This is a genomic window from Streptomyces sp. NPDC042259 (assembly GCF_055582085.1).
The window spans coordinates 1-20,280 of record NZ_JBVJDW010000001.1 but is presented as its reverse complement, the minus strand read 5'-3'; the positions used below and the strand labels follow the sequence as shown (position 1 = coordinate 20,280).

Genomic DNA, 20,280 nt, shown 5'->3' with positions numbered 1-20,280 from the left:
AGGGCGCTAAGCCGCCGCAGGCGGCAGGACGGGCCCGCAGCCGAAGAGACCGCCGGCCAGGCGAGAGGCATCGTCCAGGCCCCCGTCCGGTCACTCGTGCGTGTTGGCGGCCTCGACCTCTTCGCGGGTGACACCCAGCAGGTACAGCACCGTGTCGAGGAACGGCACGTTCACGGCGGTGTGCGCCGCTTCGCGCACCACGGGCTTCGCGTTGAACGCCACGCCCAGGCCCGCCGCGTTGAGCATGTCCAGATCGTTCGCGCCGTCCCCGATCGCCACGGTCTGCGACAGCGGAACCCCCGCCTCGGCGGCGAACCGGCGCAGCAGCCGGGCCTTGCCCGCCCGGTCCACGATCTCGCCGGTGACCCGGCCCGTCAGCTTGCCGTCGACGATCTCCAACGTGTTCGCGGAAGCGAAGTCCAGCCCCAGCCGTTCCCGCAGATCGTCGGTGACCTGGGTGAAACCGCCGGAAACGACGCCCACCTGATATCCGAGCCGCTTGAGCGTCCGGATCAGCGTCCGGGCACCCGGTGTGAGCCGGACCTCCGCGCGCACCTTCTCCGCCACCGACTCGTCGAGCCCCGCCAGCAACGCCACCCGAGCGTGCAGCGACTGCTCGAAATCCAGCTCGCCCCGCATTGCCCGGGCGGTCACCTCCGCGACCTCGGCCTCACAGCCGGCGTGTGCCGCGAACAGCTCGATGACCTCGTCCTGGATCAGCGTCGAGTCGACGTCCATCACCACCAGGCGCTGCGCCCGCCGCTGGAGCCCGGCCGCCACGACCGCCACATCGACCCCGAGTGCGGCCGCCTCGGTGGCCAGCGCGGTGCGCAGCGCCTCCGTCTCCGCGCCCGAGACCGCGAACTCCACCGCCGTCACGGGGTACTTGGCGAGCCGGAAGATGCGGTCGATGTTGCCGCCGGTGCCGGTGATGCGGGCGGCGATGGCCGCCGTCGACTCCGCCGTGAGCGGGTGGCCGAGCACGGTCACATGGGAACGGCCCGTACCGCGCGGCCGGTTGTCGCCCCTGCCGGAGATGATCTCCGCCTGGAGCCGCAGGGACTCCGCCCAGCTGTGCACGGTCGCCCGCAGCCCGCCCTCGGCACCGGTTCCCCCCTCGGGGGCGGTGACCAGGACGCACAGGGTGATCCGGCCCCGGGTGACGACCTGCTCGATGTCTATGACGTCCACGGCGTAGGCGGCGAGAGTGTCGAAGAGCCCGGCGGTGATGCCCGGCCGGTCCTTCCCGAAGATCTTGACCAGGAGGGTCGGGTCGTCGTCGCCGAGTACGGCGTTGGCAGGCGGGGTCTGCGATGCGCTCATGGTGACCCCTACGTTATCCGGCGCCCCGCCAGCCCCGCACAAGTGTCCCGGGGACCGGGACGGGCACGGTCCCGCTGGCCGCGGGATCGGACCGGACCGGCCGGGCGCCCCTGCCCCCGGGCGGTGATGGGCTCCGGCCGGGCCGGGCTGCACCGGACGGGTGCCACACTGCCGTGTCCGGCGCATCTTCGGCTACCGGCCGTCGTTGCCGCCCGCGGCGGCGAGCCTCTCGCCTGGCCGGCGTCTTCTTCGGCTTCGGGCCGTCCGGCCGTCTGCGGCGGCTGAGCGCCCTGCGGGCGCGTCCTCAAGCGCCGGACAGGCTGAAAGTGAGCCTGTCCGGCGCTTGAGGACACCGCCGCGCAGCGGTGGTGCACACGCCACGGGCCGCAGCGTCTGCCCACGTGATCCGTCGGACACGGCCCAGCCGTCCCGTCCGGTCCGCGTCAGCGTCGGCGCCCCGGTACCCCGGGTGGGGGTGGCTCCTCCGGGGGAGTTCCGTAGCGCGGTCGGGGGCGGGGCGGCAGGGGTGGTGGACCCGCCCAGGTCTGGGTCTGGGCGCTCGGGTCGCCGGGGCCGGGGGAGTGGGGCGGGTCGGTTACGCCCGGCCGTAGATAGGGGTTGGTGTCCCCGCGCGAGGGACGGTACGACGACGAGGGGTTGTACGGCCCCGGCAGCCAGACCGGATCGGGGTGCGCGCCGGCCGCGCCCGCCCCCGGCGCGCGCCCGGTGGCCCGGCGGCCGGCCGCGCCCGTGATCCAGGCCAGCAGCGCCCCGCACACCCCGGCGCCGGCCCCCCACAAGCCCCCCAGCGCCAAGGCCGCGGGGGCGTTTCCGCTCAGCTCCAGCCCCGCGCCGAAGGCGTCGAAGCCCAGCACCGACAGGCTCGCGTCCGCCTTCACCCGGGTCAGCAGCACCAGCAGCGGCAGCACGAGCGCCGAGACGAGACCGAGCCGCAGCGCGCACCGGGCGGCGAAACCCACCGGCCCGGCCCCGTCGCGCGGCGTGCGGACCGCGGTGAGCAGCCCCGCCGTCAGCATGAGCAGCACGCACGCCACGGTCAGCAGCCACACCCGGCTGTCGAACTCCGCGAGCCGGCCCACCGTCACCGTCTCGTCCGCGCGCATGCCCAGCAGCTCGTCCAGCGGGGCGGGCAGCACCTGGGTGAGCGCCCCGCTGGCCGAGCCCCGCCAGGGGACCAGCAGCCCCAGCGGTACCGCCAGCCACACCCCGTTCGGCGTCCCGAGCAGCGCCGCTCCCAGCACCCGCCGCGGATGGTCGTCGCTCCCCGCCGCGTACGCCGCCGCGGCGAGACCCGCGCCGACCGCCAGCACCAGCACCGCGCACAGGGCCGAGACCGCCGGGCGTACGGCGCGGTCCACCGCGCCCCAGCCGCTCGGCAGGGGCGCCCGGCGCGAGACCAGCAGCGCGATCACCAGGACGGTGAGCACCCACAGCGCTCCCGCCAGCAGCGAGGGCCCCGTCCGCACACTGAATCCGACCGCGGCCTTGGCGCCCGCGAGATCGGCGAGCCGGTCCGGCAGACCGCCGCCGATGTCGCCGAGGCCGGGAATCTCCAGATGCGGGCCCCCGCCCGTACCGCTGCCGGGAAGGCCCAGCTCCTTGCCGTCGATGGTCACGGTGTCCTCGCCCGCCCAGGCGAGCCCGGCGAGCAGCAGCAGGAAGAGCCCGGCCACCGCGATCACCCGGGCGAGCAGTTCCACCGGGCGCGGGGTGCCCCCGGCGGCCCGCAGCGACCGGGCGAAGACCCAGCCCAGGAGCAGCGCCCCCGCCAGGCTCACCCCCAAAGGCGCGACGTCGATCGCGGTGGACGCGCCGGACGCCTGGAGACCAAACGCCTCTACATCGCCCGAAGGTGTGACGGATCCCCCCACGGCGAGTACGATCGCGGCCGCCGTCATGGGGCCGAGCGCGCCCGCCCCGTCCGCCCCGAGCAGATGCAGGCCCGCCGCCGCGACCGCCGCCATGGTGAGGAAAGACCAGCTCACCGCCGCTATGGCGGTGAGCAGTACATGTGCGCCGCGCACGCGGCGGCTACCGCTGCCGATGGTCATCACGGCCCCCCGATCCCGACCCCTTGCCCCGGAAGCGCACGTTCCGTACGCATCCATGGGCGGTTACTACTCTCCGGGCGAGTTTCGGCCGAGTCAACGGTGCCTGTGAGCCGACCCAACGGTGCCTGTTACACGACTGCGTCAGTCCCCGAGTTTCGGATCGGCCACCGGGCCTGAAATAGTTCCACCCGATGTTCGCCATCCCTAGACTCCCTGTGCAGACTTCCTGCGCGAGGGGTGCATCGGGGGACAAGTAGTGGGGCATGGAGTGCCGGAACTCGTACTGGAATTGAATGGACAGACGTGGACGCTCGATCCGTCCAGGTCGTACACCCTGGGGCGCGACCCCCAGGGTGACATGGTGCTGGAGGACGCCCGGGTCTCGTGGCGGCACGCCACCGTGCGGTGGGGCGGGCACAGTTGGGTCATCGAGGACCACGGCAGCACCAACGGCACCTATGTACAGGGCCAGCGGATCCAGCAGATGGAGATCGGCCCCGGCCAGGCGGTGAACCTGGGCAACGCGACGGACGGCCCGCGGCTGAATCTCACCGTCGCCGGCGCCTCCGCACCCGTCGCGGACATCTACAACGCGCACACCGCGATGGCCGCGCCCGTCCAGGGCCGGCAGGCACCGCCCCAGCACCAGCAGCAGCCGGGCATGGGCTGGCAGCAGCCCCAGCAGCCGCAGCAGTACCAGGCGCCCGCGCAGCAGGGCGGCGGCTGGCAGCAGCCCCAGAACCAGCAGCCGCAGCACCAGCAGGCGTACGTCCCGCAGCAGCAGTCGCCCGCGTACCAGGCGCCCGGCGGCGCCGCCGGAGCCCCGCCCGCCCACGGCGACCGCAGCCCCACCAGCTTCCACCAGATGGCGCTCGGCCGGGTGATGCGCATCGGCCGTTCCCTGGAGAACGAGCTGGTCGTCTCCGACCTCCAGGTCTCCCGGCACCACGCCGAGTTCCGGGCCACGCACGACGGCCGCTTCGAGATCGTCGACCTCGGCAGCCACAACGGCACGTACGTCAACGGTCAGCCGGTCCGCCAGCAGATCATCGGCCCGAACGACATCATCGGTGTCGGTCACTCCACGTTCCGCCTGGTCGGCGACCGCCTGGAAGAGTTCGTCGACACCGGCGACGTCTCCTTCTCCGCCCGTCATCTGACGGTCACCGTCGACGGTGGCAAGCAGATCCTCAAGGACGTCTCCTTCGGCGTCCCGGAGAAGTCGCTGATCGCGGTCATCGGCCCGTCCGGCTCCGGCAAGTCCACCCTGCTCAAGGCGCTCACCGGCTACCGCCCGGCCAACGAGGGCGACGTCCTCTACGACAACCGGAACCTGTACAAGCAGTTCGCCGAACTGCGCCAGCGCATCGGTCTCGTCCCGCAGGACGACATCCTGCACAAGGAACTCACCGTCCGGAAGGCGCTGAGGTACGCGGCCAAGCTCCGCTTCCCCGGCGACACCGCGGCCTCGGAGCGCGAGGCCCGCATAACGGAGGTCCTGGGCGAGCTGAAGCTCGACATCCACGCCGACAAGAAGGTCACCTCCCTCTCCGGCGGTCAGCGCAAGCGTGTCTCCGTCGCCCTGGAGCTGCTCACCAAGCCGTCGCTGATCTTCCTGGACGAGCCGACCTCCGGTCTCGACCCGGGCATGGACCGCGACGTCATGCAGCTGCTGCGCGGGCTCGCCGACGACGGCCGTACGGTCCTCGTCGTCACCCACTCCGTCGCCGAGCTGGCGCTCTGCGACAAGCTGCTGGTCATGGCGCCCGGTGGCTCGGTCGCCTACTTCGGCCCGCCGGAGGAGGCGCTCAACTTCTTCGGGTACGAGACCTGGGCCGACGTCTTCTCCGCCTTCGAGAACTACCGGGACTACGACTGGTCGGGCCGCTGGCGCGGTTCGCAGCACTACCAGCTGTACGCCGCGGACCTCGACGCCGTCGCCCCGCAGGCCGTACACGTACAGCCCCAGATGGTCCGCCCGCCCAAGCCGCAGAGCTGGGGCTCCCAGCTGTGGACGCTGATGCGCCGGTACGTCTCGGTCATCGCCTCGGACCGCGGCTTCATGGGCCTGATGCTCATCCTGCCCGCCGTGCTCGGCGGCGTCAGCTGCGTCATCCCCTCCGACTTCGGCCTGGCGGCGCCCGGAAAGGGGCACTTCAACCAGGACGCCGGAACGATCATGCTGATCCTCGCGGTCGGCGCGTGCTTCTCCGGCGCGGCCAACTCCGTCCGCGAGCTGATCAAGGAACGGGTGATCTACGAACGGGAGCGCGCCGTCGGCCTCTCCCGCTCGGCGTATCTGATGTCCAAGGTGATCATCCTCGGACTGATCACCGCGGTGCAGGGCGTCATCATCTCCGCCATCGGCTTCTCGGTCCGCGAGCTGCCGGCGGAGGGGCTGATCCTCAAGGCCCTGCCGGCCGCCGAACTCTGCCTGGTGATCATCGCCCTCGGCTTCACCTCGATGATGATCGGCCTGGTCATCTCCGCCCTGGTGAAGACCGCCGAGAAGACCATGCCGCTGCTGGTCATGTTCGCGATCGTCCAGGTCGTCTTCACCGGCATCATGTTCAAGATCTACGACTCGCCGGGCATCGAGCAGTTCGCCTGGCTGATGCCGTCCCGCTGGGCCATCGGCGCCGCCGGCGCCACGCTGGACCTCTCGCACATCATGGCCCCGATGGACAAGGGCGACCCGAAGAACTTCGATCCGCTCTGGGAGCACACCGCCGCCCAGTGGGGCATCGACATGACCGTGCTGATCATCCTCGGTGTGATCTGCGGCTTCGCGGTCGCGCGCCTGCTGCGCCGCCATGAGCCGGAGGTCATGCGCAACTAGGGCACCACCGCACCGCTGCGCGGCGCTGTCCTCAATCGCCGGACGGGCTGGTTGTGGCTGACCTCAGCCGAATCAGCCCGTCCGACGATTGAGGACGCGCCCGCAGGGCGCCAAGCCGCCGCAGGCGGCAAAGACGGCCCGCAGGCCGAAGGAGGCGCCGCCCAGGCAAGCGGCGCTCGCCGCCGCAGGCGGCAAAGACGGCCTGCAGGCAAGAGGAGCCTCGCCCGCCGCAGGCCGAAGGGCGGCACCCGATCCGGGTGCCGCCCTTCGGCGTAGACGCTGCCGTCGACTCTCAGTACGCGGAGTTGACGTTGTCCATCGAGCCGTACTTGTCGGCCGCGTAGTTGCAGGCCGCGGTGATGTTGGCGACCGGGTCGTAGATGTCCCAGGAGGTGCCCTCGACGTGGTACGCCTTGAAGGTCGGGTCGATCACCTGGAGCAGGCCCTTGGAGGGGATGCCGTTGATGGCGTTGATGTCCCAGTTGTTGATCGCCCGCGGGTTGCCGGTCGACTCACGCATGATGTTGCGCTTGATGCCCTCGTAGGAGCCGGGGATGCCCTTGGCGCGCATGATGTCCAGCGCCTCGTTGATCCAACCGTCGAGGTTGTTCGCGTAGACCTTCTTCGCCGGGGCGGGCGCGACCGGGGCGGGCTTGCGCGCGGCCGAACGGCTCGCGGCTTCCTTGTCGGCCCGCTCCTTGTCGGCCTTGGCCTTGGCGGCCGCGGCGTCGGCCTTCTTCTTGGCCTCGGCCTGCGCCTTCGCCAGCTTGGCGGCGTTGTCGGACTGCTTGGTCAGCTCGTTCTGCTGGTGCTCCGTACCGAACTCGGAGGCGCTCCAGGCGACCGGCTTGACGCCGACGGACTGCTTGTCCTCGTCGGCGGCGGCACCGGGGACGACGGCGAAGGCGAGCGAGGCGGCGCCGACGGCGGCGATACCGGCCACGGAAAGCTTGTGGGCCTTGGGCAGGCGGCTATAACCAGAGATGGGGGAGCGCATGAGTGAGCGGAACCTCTTCCAATCGCGTGAGTCGCAAGGGCCGGACTGGCGCGGTGAGCGCCGTGTTTCGTTCGACGGCGCCGTGCGACTGGGCAATTGTTAGCGGCTGCAAAATCGTGTGGCAAAGGTGTGACGTACTATCCCGCTTCGTTGCGGCGGGGGGTGCGAAGGGCACCGAAAACGCCCCGGCTACCCGCTTACAGCAGTCTTATCCGTCCACTAGCCGAGTTCGTAAGTGATGTGGGTCCTATGCGCGGGGTCACACCGGAGAGTCCCGACGGTCGCCCGGTGTGACCGTTCGCGTACGCGGATGTGGCCGCCCGGGCCCCGGGGGGCCCGTCAGATCTCGACGAGCACCTGGTCGAGGCTCTTGCGGACCAGATCCGGCACCTGGCAGTCCGCCGCCGGATACCCCACCGGGATCACCGCGAAGGCCTTCTCGTTCGCCGGGCGGCCCAGCACCTCCGCCAGGAACCGCATGGGGCTCGGCGTGTGGATCAGCGCCGCCAGCCCCGACAGGTGCAGGGCCGAGAGCAGCATCCCCACCCCGATGCCGACCGACTCGTCCACGTAGTAGTGCTTGCGCTTGTCGCCGTCCTCGCCCAGCCAGTAGCGCTGCTGGAAGACCACGATCAGCGCGGGCGCGTCCGTCAGGTGCGGCTTGACCTCGTCGGTGCCCAGCGGCCGCAGCGCCGCCAGCCACTCCTCGCCCAGCCGGCCGTCGTAGGAGATCCGCTCCTCTTCCTCCGCCGCCGCCCGGATCCGCCGCCGCACCTCGGGATCCTTCACCAGCACGAACGTCCATGGCTGCTGGTGCGCCCCGGAGGGCGCGGTGGCCGCGCACGCGATCGCGTCCCGCACGGCCTGCTCGGGCACCGGGTCGGCGGAGAACCGCCGGACGGTCCGGCGCCGGTCCATTCGCTCCCGCAGCTCGGCGGCGCGGGCGAGGGACTCCTCGGCGGGCATCCGCTCGGGGCGGTAGGGCACCGGCCGGTAGGGGTCACCGTGGGTGGGGGTCCATCGTGTCGTTGGTATAGACATATCTCGAGTCTGGTCCCCGGACGGCCGCGATGAGGGGCACATGCGGATTCTTGTGCCCGTGGTTTCGGGGCCCATGCCTGTGCCTTCCCGGCGGGTCCGTTGTGCCGCGTGCGGCGGCGAGCGCCTCTGGCCTGGCCGGCCTCTTCTTCGGCTGCGGGCCGTCTTTGCCGCCTGCGGCGGCATGGCGCCCTGCGGGCGCGTCCTCAATCGCCGGACAGGCTCGAATCGAGCCTGTCCGGCGATTGAGGACACCGCCACGCAGCGGCCTAGGCCCTGAGACCTACCCCCGGGCGACGCTGGGCGGATACGTCCCCCCTTGCCCGTCGATACGGTGAAGCCATGACCAATGGCCCACGCTCCGGCCTCACCGCCGTGAGTACCGCGCTCCTCGCCATGAGCAGGCACCTCGAGGTGCGTGACGTGCTCAAGACGATCGTCGTCTCCGCCCGCGAGCTGCTGGACGCCGAGTACGCGGCGCTCGGCGTTCCCGACGATCACGGCGGCTTTGCCCAGTTCGTCGTCGACGGCATCAGCGACGAGGAGTGGAAGGCCATCGGTCCGCTGCCGCGCCAGCACGGGATCCTCGCCGCGATGCTCCGGGAGGCCACCACCCAGCGCCTCGCCGACGTCCGCGAGGACCCCCGCTTCGAGGGCTGGCCCGACGCCCACCCCGAGATGAGCGATTTCCTCGGCATGCCCGTCGCCGACGGCGACGAGATCCTCGGCGCGCTGTTCCTGGCCAACAAGAGGACGGCGCGGCGGACCCCGTCCGAGCGCGGCGGCTGCGGCTTCACCGCCGAGGACGAGGAACTGCTCGGCGTGCTCGCCCAGCACGCCGCCATAGCCCTCACCAACGCCCGCCTCTACGAGCGCAGCCGTGAGCTGACCATCGCGGGCGAGCGGGCCCGGCTCGCCCACGAGCTGCACGACGCCGTCGCCCAGAAGCTCTTCTCCCTGCGGCTGACCGCCCAGGCCGCCACCGCCCTGGTGGACCGCGACCCCGCCCGCGCCAAGGGCGAGCTGCAGCAGGTCGCGCAGCTCGCGGCCGAGGCGGCCGACGAGCTGCGCGCCGCGGTGGTGGAGCTGCGCCCCGCCGGGCTCGACGAGGACGGGCTGGTCGCCACCCTGCGCACCCAGATCAAGGTCCTCGACCGGGCCCATGCCGCACACGTCACCTTCGCCGCGAACGGTGTACGGGCCCTGCCCGCCGCCCAGGAGGAGGCGATGCTGCGCGTCGCCCAGGAGGCCCTGCACAACGCGCTGCGGCACTCCGGCGCCGAGCGCGTCGAGGTCGTCGTCAGCCGCGTCGGCCCGGTGGTGGTGCTGCGCGTGGCCGACGACGGCCGGGGCTTCGACCCCTCGGCCGTCCGCCGGGCCGGCCGCCACCTCGGCCTCGTCTCGATGCGGGACCGGGCGAGCGGCGTCGGCGGCAGGCTGACCGTGACATCGGAGCCCGGCAAGGGCACCACGATCGAGATGGAGGTGCCGGGTGTCTGAGGCACACGAGGGCGGCGCGGAGCGCCCCGGCGGAAGGGCGATCCGGGTCCTGCTGGTCGACGACCACCAGGTGGTGCGCCGGGGGCTGCGGACGTTCCTGGAGGTCCAGGACGACATCGAGGTGGTGGGTGAGGCGGCGGACGGCGCCGAAGGCGTCGCCCGCGCCGAGGAGCTGCGGCCCGACGTCGTCCTGATGGACGTGAAGATGCCCGGCACCGACGGCATCGAGGCGCTGCGCAAGCTGCGCGAGCTGGCCAACCCCGCCCGGGTGCTGATCGTCACCAGCTTCACCGAGCAGCGCACGGTCGTCCCGGCGCTCCGGGCCGGGGCGGCCGGCTACGTCTACAAGGACGTGGACCCCGACGCCCTGGCCGGCGCGATCCGGTCCGTGCACGCCGGGCATGTGCTGTTGCAGCCCGAGGTCGCCGGGGCCCTGCTGGCCCAGGAGGAGACCGGTGGCGGCCACGGGCGGGGCAACGGGCTGACCGAACGGGAGCGGGAGGTGCTCGCGCTGATCGCGGACGGCCGGTCCAACCGGGAGATCGCCCGTGCCCTCGTGCTGTCCGAGAAGACTGTCAAGACCCACGTGTCGAACATCCTGATGAAACTCGACCTCGCCGACCGGACCCAGGCGGCGCTGTGGGCGGTACGCCACGGGATCGGGGACTGAGCCCGGCTTAACGGAACGTCGTCTTCTGATCAGAGATTCATACGGTCGTGTGGTCGTAGGCCCGGCCCCGCATCCAGACCGGCGGTGACCCGTTCTCCATGCGTACCGCGGCGGCTGGCCGTGGCAACGTTTCAGGAAGGCATCAAAGAAGTGAAGAACATGAAGAAGGCCGCAGCCGTCACCATCGCCGTCGGCGGTCTCGCCCTCGCCGGGGCGGGCACGGCCTCCGCGCACGGCGCCCACGCCGAGGCGAAGAACTCCCCCGGCATCGTCTCCGGCAACATCGTTCAGGTGCCCGTCGAGATCCCGGTGAACCTCTGCGGCAACACCGTCAGCGTGGTCGGCCTGTTCAACCCCGCCGCCGGGAACGCCTGCGTCAACAAGTAACGCGGACCCGTTCCGCCCGCCCGGCCCCGTTCCGACGGGGCCGGGCTCCGGCGACGAGCGATCGTCCGAATGAGGGCAACACCGCCGCTGGCCGTGCCATCGGCGGTTCGCTGGCGTTCATCAGTACGCGACCCCGCGGCTGGGGTCGCGTACTGGGACATCAGCAAAAGGAAGACACCTCATGAACAGTGCCAAAAAGGCCGTCCTCGTTCTGGCCGCGGCAGGCGTCGTCGTCGGGACCACCGCCGGCGCCGCGTCCGCGAACGAGGATCACAACGGGCGCGACGGCCGTCATGGCGCCGGCGCCCACGGCGTGACCAAGGGCTCGCCGGGCATCGTCTCGGGCAACGTCATCCAGGTGCCCATCGACGTGCCGCTGAACATCTGCGGCAACACCGTCGACATCCTCCTCGGCATCCTCAACCCCACGTTCGGCAACACCTGCGTCAACGCCTGACACAACCGTCTCGCCCCGAGCGTCGGAGAAGGCCCCGTGGACCGGTCGGTCCGCAGGGCCTTCTCGCACGTCCGCATGAGGTCAGCGCCGCTCCCGTTCTTCCACCATGGCGTTGTACGCCGCCACCTGGGCCCGGCGGGCCGTCCGCTCCACCGGCCGCAGCGCCTCGGCCCGCGCGGCGATCTCCGACGCGCTCACCGCCCCACCGTGCTCACGGCCCTCGCGGTCGCCCGGCTCGCAGGCGATCGCGATCAGCGCGCCCACCCGCTGCGCCAGCTCCAGGACCCGCACCGCGCGCGGCGGGTATCCGGGCGCGAGCACCTCGCGCCCCCGCTCGGCCCGCGCCCGGTAGGCGTCCAGGGCGGCCTGGGCCACCGGGCCCGAACCCGCCACGTCCAGCCGGGAGAGCACCTCCGTCGCATCACGCAGGGCCTCGGCCAGCTCCCGCTCGGCCTCCCCGAGCGAGGGGACGTCCGCGGGCGGGGTGTCCCGCACGGGCAGGCAGTGCCACAGCACCTCCACGTGCACATCGCCCTCGGGTCCCGCCTCGTACACCTCCGGAACGAGCCCGAGCGCCACCCCCGTGGCGACGACCGCCTCCTCGGCCTCCAGCGCGCGGGCGTTGAACTCCGGCGGGCCGCTCAGCCCCAGCGGATGGCCCGGCGCGGGAAGCGCGAGCCGCAGCCCCCTCGCCCCGAGCGCGCGCAGCCTGCCCAGCGCGAGGGTCAGTCCGACCGGCCCCGATTCCCCGGGCAGACCGGTGACGCGATGCACAACGTCGTCCCCGGTGATGTGGTGTGCGGCGTCATCGGGCGCGGCAAATCCGGCAATCAGGGCATTTCCCCACGCTGTGAGCCGTCCTGAGCGATGTTCATCGAGCATGGTCACCAGCCTAAGGACTGGCACCGACAGCCGGTGGCGTAGGTTTTCCCCGGGGGCTGCGCCGACAGGCGAAGCGACGACGAGACTGCAATGGGAGACAACGCGCTCATGAGCGATGTGCTGGAACTGGTGGACGTATCCGTGGTCCGCGAGGGCCGGGCTCTGGTGGACCAGGTCTCCTGGTCGGTCAAGGAGGGCGAGCGCTGGGTCATCCTCGGCCCGAACGGCGCCGGCAAGACCACTCTCCTCAATGTCGCCTCCAGCTACCTCTTCCCGACCAAGGGCACGGCCACGGTCCTCGGCGAGAAGCTCGGCAAGGTGGACGTCTTCGAGCTGCGCCCCCGCATCGGCATGGCGGGCATCGCCCTCGCCGACAAGCTGCCGCGCACCCAGACCGTCCTGGAGACGGTACTGACCGCCGCCTACGGCATGACGGCCACCTGGCAGGAGGACTACGAGGACGTCGACGAGCGGCGCGCCCGCGCCTTCCTCGACGTGCTCGGCATGACGGACTTCCTGGACCGGAAGTTCGGCACCCTCTCCGAGGGCGAGCGCAAGCGCACCCTCATCGCCCGCGCGATGATGACCGACCCCGAGCTGCTGCTGCTCGACGAGCCCGCCGCGGGCCTCGACCTCGGCGGTCGCGAGGACCTCGTCCGCCGTCTCGGCCGGCTCGCCAAGGACCCGCTCGCCCCCTCGATGGTCATGGTCACCCACCACGTCGAGGAAATCCCGCCCGGCTTCACCCACGTCCTGATGATCCGACAGGGCAAGGTGCTCGCCGCCGGCCCCGTCGAGCTGGAGCTCACCTCCCGCAACCTCTCCCACTGCTTCGGCCTCCCCCTGATCGTCGAGCGCCACGGAGACCGCTGGACCGCCCAGGGCCTGCCGCTCTCGTAACGACGCCGCGCCCACGGGCGCTCACCCCCCGGCCCGCGCCCGAGGACCGGGGGAGGCGCCCCGAAGCATTCCCCGGCGCCCTGTCCCGCCGACGCCCCCGCGCCTACCATGAACGGGTGGACGCATGGGTGTGGTGGCTCGTCGCCGCCGTCGGGCTGGGTATTCCGCTGGTCGTCACCGCGATGCCCGAGTTCGGCATGTTCGCGGTCGGAGCCGTCGCCGCCGCCGTCACCTCCGCCCTCGGCGGCGGCACCGTGGCACAGTTCGTGATCTTCGCCGCCGTCTCCGTCGCCCTCATCGCCGTGGTGCGCCCCATCGCCGCCCGGCACAGGGCGCAGCGCCCCGAGCTGATGTCGGGAGTCGACGCCCTCAAGGGCCGTCAGGCCGTCGTGGTCGAGCGGGTCGACGCCGGCGGTGGCCGCATCAAGCTCGCCGGGGAGATCTGGTCGGCCCGCTCGTACGACACCGAGCGGATCTTCGAGGCGGGGCAGCAGGTGGACGTCATCGAGATCGACGGCGCGACGGCCGTCGTGATGTGAGCGATCCACGCGATGTGGGCCCAACGCCTGCACGGCGGCGGAGGGTTCTGAAAGACTTCAGGGAATCGATCAACGACTGCCCCGACCGGCGGTCCGATCGACCGGACCCGACATCACGACCAAGGCACGGGGAGCCACGATGGAACCGATCATCATCGTCCTGATCATCCTGGTGGTGCTCGTCTTCATCGCCCTCATGAAGACGGTGCAGGTGATCCCACAGGCCAGCGCCGCCATCGTCGAGCGCTTCGGCCGCTACACCCGCACCCTCAACGCGGGCCTGAACATCGTCGTCCCGTTCATCGACTCCATCCGCAACCGCATCGACCTCCGCGAGCAGGTCGTGCCGTTCCCGCCGCAGCCGGTGATCACCCAGGACAACCTGGTCGTCAACATCGACACCGTCATCTACTACCAGGTGACCGACGCCCGGGCCGCCACCTACGAGGTCTCCAGCTTCATCCAGGCCATCGAGCAGCTCACCGTCACCACCCTGCGCAACATCATCGGCGGCATGGACCTGGAGCGGACCCTCACCTCCCGCGAGGAGATCAACGCCGCCCTGCGCGGCGTCCTCGACGAGGCCACCGGGAAATGGGGCATCCGCGTCAACCGCGTCGAGCTCAAGGCCATCGAGCCGCCGACCTCCATCCAGGACTCGATGGAGAAGCAGATGCGCGCCGACCGTGACAAGCGCGCCGCGATCCTCACCGCCGAAGGCATCCGCCAGTCGCAGATCCTGACCGCCGAGGGCGAGAAGCAGTCCGCCATCCTGCGTGCCGAGGGCGAGGCCAAGGCCGCCGCGCTGCGCGCCGAGGGCGAGGCCCAGGCCATCCGCACGGTCTTCGAGTCCATCCACGCGGGCGACGCCGACGAGAAGCTGCTGTCCTACCAGTACCTCCAGATGCTCCCGAAGATCGCCGAAGGCGACGCCAACAAGCTCTGGATCGTGCCCAGCGAAATCGGCGACGCCCTCAAGGGCCTCAGCGGCGCCGTCGGCAACTTCGGCCCCATGAGCCGGGGTTCGAAGGAGACCAAGGAGCCCCCGCGCCGCGAGCAGCCGACGATCGACTGAAGCCCGTCCACTGTTGACGAAGATCAGTCCTGGTGCATGATCAGTGTGGCCCCTCGACCCCTTAACCGGCGGGGAGGCGACACACTGACCAAAGGAGATGGCATTGTCCATCTGGGAAGCACTCGCGGTCTTCGCGGCCGGCATCGGCGCCGGCACCATCAACACCATCGTCGGCTCCGGCACCCTGTTCACCTTTCCGGTGCTCCTCGCCACCGGACTGCCCCCCATCACCGCCAACGTCTCCAACACGCTCGGCCTCGTCACCGGCAACATCAGCGGCGCCCTGGGCTACCGCCGTGAACTGCGCGGCCAGCGCCGCCGCGTCCTCCGCTTCGGCGTCACCGCCCTGATCGGCGGCCTCGTCGGAGCGATCCTGCTGCTCGCACTCCCGTCGAAGGCCTTCGACGCGATCGTGCCCGCCCTCATCGCCATCGCCCTGGTGCTCGTCGTCCTCCAGCCCCGGCTCGCCAGGGCCCTCGCCCGCCGCCGCGAACGCAACGGCACCGAAGGAAGCGGCGACGGCGGCGTCGCCCTGATCGTCGGCCTGCTGCTGTCCAGCATGTACGGCGGCTACTTCGGCGCGGCCCAAGGGGTCCTGTACCTCTCCCTCATGGGGCTGCTCCTGCGCGACGACCTCCAGCGCATCAACGGCCTGAAGAACATCCTCGCCGTCGTCGTCAACGGCGTCGCCGCCCTCTTCTTCCTGTTCGTCGCCGACTTCGACTGGACCGCGGTCGTACTCATCGCGGTGGGGTCCGCCATCGGCGGCCAGATCGGTGCGAAGGTCGGCCGCCGTCTCCCCCCGACCGCCCTGCGCGCGGTCATCGTCGTCGTCGGCATCGTCGCGATCGCCCAACTGCTGCTGGCGTGACACCCGGCCCGCACCGTCGCGGGCGCGACCGCCGGACGGGCCGAGACCGGCCCCTCCGGCGGTCGCGGACGAAGCAGCGGGTGAGCCGCTACGCCGACGCGGCCAGCCACGAGGGAAGGCCGGCCCGGCCGTCCGCCCCCAGCGCGAACAACAGCGACTGGGACGGCGTCGGTTCGAAGGGCCGGCTCAGCAACCGCATCCCCGCCTGCTCGGGCGTACGGTCCGCCTTGCGGTGGTTGTCCTCCGCGCACGCGGCGACCGTGTTCAGCCAGCTGTCCGCACCCCCGCGCGAACGCGGCACCACGTGATCGACCGTCGTCGCCCGCCGACCGCAGTACGCGCACCGGTGCCGGTCACGCACCAGCACACCCCGCCGCGTCCACGGCGCCTGTCTTCGAAACGGCACCCGTACGTACCGGGAAAGCCTGATCACCCGGGGCACCGGCACTTCGACGGCCGACGCGCGGATCCGCAACGCGGGATGAGCCTGCTCCACGACGGCCTTGTCCTGCATCACGAGCACCACCGCCCGGCGCGACGACACCGTCGCCAGCGGCTCGAAGCTCGCATTGAGAACCAACGTCTCCCGCATTGCGTCCACCTCCCGGACCGTCCCCGCCCCAGCGGCAAAGATGGCTCAACTGTGCCGGGGAGGACGGCCGGGAACAACGCAATTTCCGCAGCGCGAAAGGAAGTTGGGGAAACATCGCGAAAAGCGGGAAGGGGGAAACGCTCCGGGCCCTTCCCCCGTACGAACACGGGCCCGGAGCGCACGGCAGCGGACGCGGGCACCCGGCCCAGGCCGGGTTCCGGCAGACCACGGACGCTCTCACGCGCCCCGCCGCCCCCGCCACTGCGGTATCCGCTGCCCGACGGCCGGAAGAGCGCCGTCAGCCATGCACCACTGTGCGGGTCCGCGACGGCGGGGCGCAACGGAATTTCCGGACGCCGCCCACGGGAAACGCCCGGAGGGCACCGGACTCAGGCCCGGGCGGGAATCTCGTACTCGCCGATCAGCTCGGCCCGCGCCAGCGCGTGGAACCGCAAGTGGAAGCCCACCACGGCAGGGGTGGCATCCTCGTCCGGGCCCAGCTTCTCCCGGTCCACCGCGTACACCGTGAAGACATAACGGTGCGGCCCGTCCCCGGGCGGCGGCGCCGCCCCGCCGAAGTCCCGCGTCCCGTAGTCGTTGCGCACGTGCACCGCACCCTCGGGCAGGCCCTTGAACCCGGCACTCCCCGCACCGGCCGGCAGTTCCGTCACCGACACCGGGATGTCGAACAGCGACCAGTGCCAGAACCCGCTGCCGGTCGGCGCGTCCGGGTCGAAGCACGTCACGGCGAAGCTCTTCGTACCCTCGGGGAAGCCCTCCCAGCGCAACTGCGGCGAGGTGTTGCCCCCGCTCTGCACCTGGGCGTCACCCAACTTCCCGCCCTGCACCACGTCCTCGCTCACCACCGTGAACGAGGGCACCGGCGGGTGGAACTCGTGGGGGAGCGGCCGCCTCTTCTGCTCGGACACCTCAACACCTCCTGTACGCGCGGATCAGTGAAAGTGCCCAGCCTAACGAGGCCGTGACCGGCACCGGCTGCGACCATACGGAGTGTGCTTCGACAAAACGGACGACGACACGGACGGCCGGCGGGCAGGCCCCTGCGCACCCTGACCGTGCTGCTCGCCTCGCTCCCCCTGCTCCTGCTCCCGGCATGCACCTCCGGTGCCTCCAAGGCCGACAAGACCCCGCCCGCGTCCACCGCCGCCCCCGCCTGGGCGAAGGGCATGAAGACCGTCACCCGGGACAGGCTTCCGGCCGAAGCCCGCCGTACCCTCGAACTCATCGACAGGGGCGGCCCCTTCCCGTACGACAAGGACGGCACCGTCTTCGGCAACTACGAGAACCGGCTGCCCAAGCAGGCCCGCGGGTACTACCACGAGTACACCGTCCCCACCCCGGGCGCCCGCACCCGCGGCGCCCGCCGCATCATCACCGGTGACCACGCCGAGCGCTATTACACCGGCGACCACTACCAGACCTTCGAAGCGGTGGTACAACCATGACCGGCCCGCTGCCCGCACCCGGGCTCTCCGCGCTCCTCAACGGCTCCACCCCGCCGGGCGTCTACGACCTGCCGCCCGCCGACACCCCCGCCCGCGCCCTGGCGCTCGCCGCCGACGCCGACTGGCGGGCCGCGCCCCTGCGCCTGTCCGGCGTGACCGACAAGGCGGCCTTCCTCGACCGCTGCGCGGCCGATCTCGACTTCCCCGACTGGTTCGGCCACAACTGGGACGCCCTCGCCGACTGCCTCATGGACCTCTCCTGGTGGCGCGAGGCGGGCAAGGTCCGCGGCTGTCTGCTGATCGCGGTGGACTGGGCCACGTTCCGCGGCGCGGCCCCCGAGGACGCCCGCACCGCCCAGGCCATCTTCGCCGAGACCGTCGAGCACTGGGCCGACAGCGAGTTCCCGCTGACGGTGCTGCTCGCCTGACGACGCCTGCCGGCGGGCATCACCGGTGCGGGCATCACCGGTGCGGGCATCACCGGTAGAGGGGCGCGCCGCACGCGCGCCCCTGCGCCGGTCACAGCCAGTTGCGCTGGCCGCCGACCTCCGCGAGCCACTGATTGAGATAGGCCGCCCAGTCGGTCTGCGCGAACGACCGCAGATCGACGGTGAACGAGCGGTACGAGTCGCTGCCCTCCGTGAAGAGCCCCGGCTTCTTGTCCATCTCCAGCACGACGTCCATCTCGCGGTCGTCCGCGACGAACGACAGCTCGACCTCGTTCAGACCCCGGTACTGCGACGGGGCGAAGAACTCGATCTCCTGGTAGAAGGGCAGCTGCTGCCGCGTCCCCCGGATGTGGCCCCGCTCGAGGTCGGCGCTCTTGAACGCGAAGCCCAGTTGCCCGAACGCGTCGAGGATGGCCTGCTGGGCCGGCATCGGGTGGACGTTCACCGGATCGAGGTCACCGGAGTCCACCGCACGGGCGATCGCCAGCTCCGTCGTCACGCCCACGTCCATCCCGGTCAGATGCCGGCCCATGAACGTGGTGATCGGCGTCTCCCACGGGACCTCCAGCGCGAACGGCACCGAGTGCACGGCCCCGGCCTGCACCTCGAAGGCACCACCCAGCTGGAGCCGGGTGAACTGAACGTCCTGCTTGTACTCGCCGTCGCCGCCCTCCACCTCGACCCGCGCCTGGAGGCCCACGGTCAGTCCTTCGATCCGCTGCGCGACCGAGCCGCCCTGGATCCGCACTTCACCCTGGACGACCCCACCAGGGACGACGTTCTCCTCGAACAACACCGTCTCGACGGAAGCGCCTCCGGCCCCCAGGCTCGCCAGCAGCTTCTTGAAACCCATGCTCTTCCTCCCCGGGCCCGTTTCCCGGACCCTTCCGTTACGCTCGATTGGCATGATCGCCGCGCCTGACCGTATGCCACTCGACCGGAAGTTCTTCGACCGTCCCGTCCTGGAGGTCGCACCGGACCTCCTGGGCCGGACCCTCGTGCGTATGACCCCCGACGGGCCGATCGAGGTCCGTCTGACGGAGGTCGAGGCCTACGCGGGCGAGGCGGACCCCGGCTCCCACGCCTACCGGGGCCGCACCGAGCGGAACTCCTCCATGTTCGGACCACCCGGGCACGCCTACGTCTACTTCATCTACGGCATGTGGTTCAGCCTCAACCTGGTCTGCGGCCCGGAAGGCACCGCGAGCGGTGTGCTCCTGCGCGGGGGAGAGGTGACGAAGGGCGCCGACCTCGCCCGCGCGCGCCGCCCCAAGGCACGCAAGGACCGCGAGCTGGCCCAGGGCCCGGCCCGGCTCGCCACCGCCCTCGACATCGACCGCACCCTGAACGGCATCGACATCTGCGCCGGCCCGAAGGCCCCGCTCTCCGTCCTCACCGGCACCCCTGTGCCCGCCGCCCATGTCCGCAGCGGCCCCCGCACGGGCGTCGGCGGCGAGGGCGCGACGCACCCCTGGCGCTTCTGGACCGACGGGGACCCGACCGTCAGTCCCTACCGGGCCCATGTGCCGCGTCACCGGGGCAAGAAGGAGTAGCGTGGAGGGTGCTTGACTCTGGAGCGCGAAGCGCCTAACGTGGCCCGAGCCGCTTGAGACGGGCAGCGCCGTGTGCGTGGACCGCTGGGTGGCACAACCACTACTACAAGGACACACCCCGGATCGGGGTCCTGTTTCGGCTGTGCCGAAACAGGATTGCGATCGGCTCGATTAGGAGCCACCAGGGAAATCCGCTAACGTAGTGCTCACGCCGAAAGGCGCGAAACAAACCCCCTTTCGACGGGGATCGGAAACGAATTCGAGCCGGGAACGGCACGGAAAAGGATCTGATAGAGTCGGAACACGAAATACCGAAGGGAAGCGCCCGGAGGAAAGCCCGAGAGGGTGAGTACAAAGGAAGCGTCCGTTCCTTGAGAACTCAACAGCGTGCCAAAAGTCAACGCCAGACTATAAAATACCCCGTCTCCGGTCCGTGAGGATCGGGACGCGGTTCCTTTGAAAAGTCCTGCCGGTCCCTTCGGGGTCTGTCAGGCAACAACACAGCGAGGACGCTGTGCACGACCGGACTTATTCCGTCTGGTTGTGCCGCTCAACGCGAGTGTCACCGGATAGCCGGTAAACATTCACGGAGAGTTTGATCCTGGCTCAGGACGAACGCTGGCGGCGTGCTTAACACATGCAAGTCGAACGATGAAGCCTTTCGGGGTGG

20 protein-coding genes and 1 rRNA gene are annotated in these 20,280 nt (G+C 71.0%); 13 read left to right on the top strand and 8 right to left on the bottom strand.

Annotated elements, in window-relative coordinates; translation table 11 throughout:
- Positions 1–90 precede the first annotated feature (90 nt).
- A complete protein-coding gene (serB, locus tag ACZ6MA_RS00105) occupies positions 91–1,323 on the bottom strand; it encodes a phosphoserine phosphatase SerB (protein ID WP_469429768.1) in 1,233 nt (410 codons plus the stop codon).
- A gap of 443 nt (positions 1,324–1,766) precedes the next feature.
- The gene (locus ACZ6MA_RS00100; protein WP_469429767.1) at positions 1,767–3,395 is read right to left on the bottom strand and encodes a streptophobe family protein; all 1,629 of its coding nucleotides are present in this window, start codon (positions 3,393–3,395) and stop codon (positions 1,767–1,769) included.
- 256 nt (positions 3,396–3,651) lie between these two features.
- On the opposite strand from ACZ6MA_RS00100, the gene ACZ6MA_RS00095 reads away from it, so the two are divergent.
- Positions 3,652–6,234, top strand: coding sequence for an ABC transporter ATP-binding protein/permease (locus ACZ6MA_RS00095; protein WP_469429765.1), 2,583 nt, complete (start codon positions 3,652–3,654; stop codon positions 6,232–6,234).
- A 292-nt stretch (positions 6,235–6,526) separates the two neighbouring features.
- Here ACZ6MA_RS00095 and ACZ6MA_RS00090 read toward each other — a convergent pair whose 3' ends face one another.
- Both ACZ6MA_RS00090 and ACZ6MA_RS00085 read right to left on the bottom strand, forming a co-directional pair.
- Entirely contained in the window at positions 6,527–7,231 is a 705-nt protein-coding gene (locus ACZ6MA_RS00090; RefSeq protein ID WP_469429763.1) for a transglycosylase SLT domain-containing protein, read from the bottom strand.
- Between the two features lie 339 nt (positions 7,232–7,570).
- Positions 7,571–8,272 (bottom strand): nitroreductase family protein, encoded by a 702-nt coding sequence (locus ACZ6MA_RS00085; protein WP_469429762.1) that lies wholly within the window; start codon positions 8,270–8,272, stop codon positions 7,571–7,573.
- 339 nt (positions 8,273–8,611) lie between these two features.
- On the opposite strand from ACZ6MA_RS00085, the gene ACZ6MA_RS00080 reads away from it, so the two are divergent.
- The 4 genes from ACZ6MA_RS00080 (at position 8,612) to ACZ6MA_RS00065 (ending at position 11,283) form a co-directional block, all read left to right on the top strand.
- A complete protein-coding gene (locus ACZ6MA_RS00080) occupies positions 8,612–9,769 on the top strand; it encodes a GAF domain-containing sensor histidine kinase (protein WP_469429760.1) in 1,158 nt (385 codons plus the stop codon).
- Positions 9,762–10,439: a response regulator gene (locus tag ACZ6MA_RS00075; RefSeq protein WP_469429759.1), complete on the top strand. Its 678-nt coding sequence runs from the start codon at positions 9,762–9,764 to the stop codon at positions 10,437–10,439. The genes ACZ6MA_RS00080 and ACZ6MA_RS00075 overlap by 8 nt, the downstream gene beginning before the upstream one ends.
- Before the next feature lie 150 nt (positions 10,440–10,589).
- Positions 10,590–10,826, top strand: coding sequence for a chaplin (locus tag ACZ6MA_RS00070; RefSeq protein WP_469431126.1), 237 nt, complete (start codon positions 10,590–10,592; stop codon positions 10,824–10,826).
- Between the two features lie 181 nt (positions 10,827–11,007).
- On the top strand, positions 11,008–11,283 hold the full coding sequence (locus ACZ6MA_RS00065) for a chaplin (RefSeq protein WP_469429758.1): 276 nt from the start codon (positions 11,008–11,010) through the stop codon (positions 11,281–11,283).
- An 81-nt stretch (positions 11,284–11,364) separates the two neighbouring features.
- Here ACZ6MA_RS00065 and ACZ6MA_RS00060 read toward each other — a convergent pair whose 3' ends face one another.
- The gene (locus ACZ6MA_RS00060; RefSeq protein ID WP_469429756.1) at positions 11,365–12,165 is read right to left on the bottom strand and encodes a hypothetical protein; all 801 of its coding nucleotides are present in this window, start codon (positions 12,163–12,165) and stop codon (positions 11,365–11,367) included.
- A gap of 108 nt (positions 12,166–12,273) precedes the next feature.
- Between ACZ6MA_RS00060 and ACZ6MA_RS00055 the strand changes: the two genes are divergently transcribed.
- The 4 genes from ACZ6MA_RS00055 to ACZ6MA_RS00040 all read left to right on the top strand — a co-directional run bounded on the left by ACZ6MA_RS00055 (position 12,274) and on the right by ACZ6MA_RS00040 (position 15,550).
- Positions 12,274–13,065 carry an ABC transporter ATP-binding protein gene (locus ACZ6MA_RS00055; RefSeq protein ID WP_469431124.1) on the top strand — a complete coding sequence of 264 codons (792 nt, stop codon included), beginning with the start codon at positions 12,274–12,276 and terminating at the stop codon, positions 13,063–13,065.
- A gap of 116 nt (positions 13,066–13,181) precedes the next feature.
- Positions 13,182–13,604 (top strand): NfeD family protein, encoded by a 423-nt coding sequence (locus ACZ6MA_RS00050; RefSeq protein WP_469429754.1) that lies wholly within the window; start codon positions 13,182–13,184, stop codon positions 13,602–13,604.
- A 139-nt stretch (positions 13,605–13,743) separates the two neighbouring features.
- On the top strand, positions 13,744–14,679 hold the full coding sequence (locus tag ACZ6MA_RS00045) for an SPFH domain-containing protein (protein WP_469429753.1): 936 nt from the start codon (positions 13,744–13,746) through the stop codon (positions 14,677–14,679).
- Positions 14,680–14,782: 103 nt separating this feature from the next.
- Positions 14,783–15,550, top strand: coding sequence for a sulfite exporter TauE/SafE family protein (locus tag ACZ6MA_RS00040; protein WP_469429751.1), 768 nt, complete (start codon positions 14,783–14,785; stop codon positions 15,548–15,550).
- Between the two features lie 88 nt (positions 15,551–15,638).
- Here the strand turns inward: ACZ6MA_RS00040 and ACZ6MA_RS00035 are convergent, their stop codons facing one another.
- Positions 15,639–16,142: an HNH endonuclease gene (locus tag ACZ6MA_RS00035; protein ID WP_469429750.1), complete on the bottom strand. Its 504-nt coding sequence runs from the start codon at positions 16,140–16,142 to the stop codon at positions 15,639–15,641.
- A gap of 389 nt (positions 16,143–16,531) precedes the next feature.
- On the bottom strand, positions 16,532–17,071 hold the full coding sequence (locus tag ACZ6MA_RS00030) for a YbhB/YbcL family Raf kinase inhibitor-like protein (RefSeq protein ID WP_469429748.1): 540 nt from the start codon (positions 17,069–17,071) through the stop codon (positions 16,532–16,534).
- An 84-nt stretch (positions 17,072–17,155) separates the two neighbouring features.
- Between ACZ6MA_RS00030 and ACZ6MA_RS00025 the strand changes: the two genes are divergently transcribed.
- Positions 17,156–17,608 carry a guanyl-specific ribonuclease gene (locus tag ACZ6MA_RS00025; protein ID WP_469429747.1) on the top strand — a complete coding sequence of 151 codons (453 nt, stop codon included), beginning with the start codon at positions 17,156–17,158 and terminating at the stop codon, positions 17,606–17,608.
- Positions 17,605–18,036 carry a barstar family protein gene (locus ACZ6MA_RS00020; protein ID WP_469429746.1) on the top strand — a complete coding sequence of 144 codons (432 nt, stop codon included), beginning with the start codon at positions 17,605–17,607 and terminating at the stop codon, positions 18,034–18,036. The genes ACZ6MA_RS00025 and ACZ6MA_RS00020 overlap by 4 nt, the downstream gene beginning before the upstream one ends.
- A gap of 91 nt (positions 18,037–18,127) precedes the next feature.
- Here ACZ6MA_RS00020 and ACZ6MA_RS00015 read toward each other — a convergent pair whose 3' ends face one another.
- Positions 18,128–18,910 (bottom strand): sporulation protein, encoded by a 783-nt coding sequence (locus ACZ6MA_RS00015; protein WP_469429744.1) that lies wholly within the window; start codon positions 18,908–18,910, stop codon positions 18,128–18,130.
- A gap of 52 nt (positions 18,911–18,962) precedes the next feature.
- Here ACZ6MA_RS00015 and ACZ6MA_RS00010 point away from each other — a divergent pair, with 52 nt between their 5' ends.
- Positions 18,963–19,610, top strand: a complete 648-nt coding sequence (locus tag ACZ6MA_RS00010; protein WP_469429743.1) for a DNA-3-methyladenine glycosylase — start codon at positions 18,963–18,965, stop codon at positions 19,608–19,610.
- A gap of 583 nt (positions 19,611–20,193) precedes the next feature.
- Positions 20,194–20,280, top strand: a 16S ribosomal RNA gene (locus tag ACZ6MA_RS00005); the annotation flags it as partial.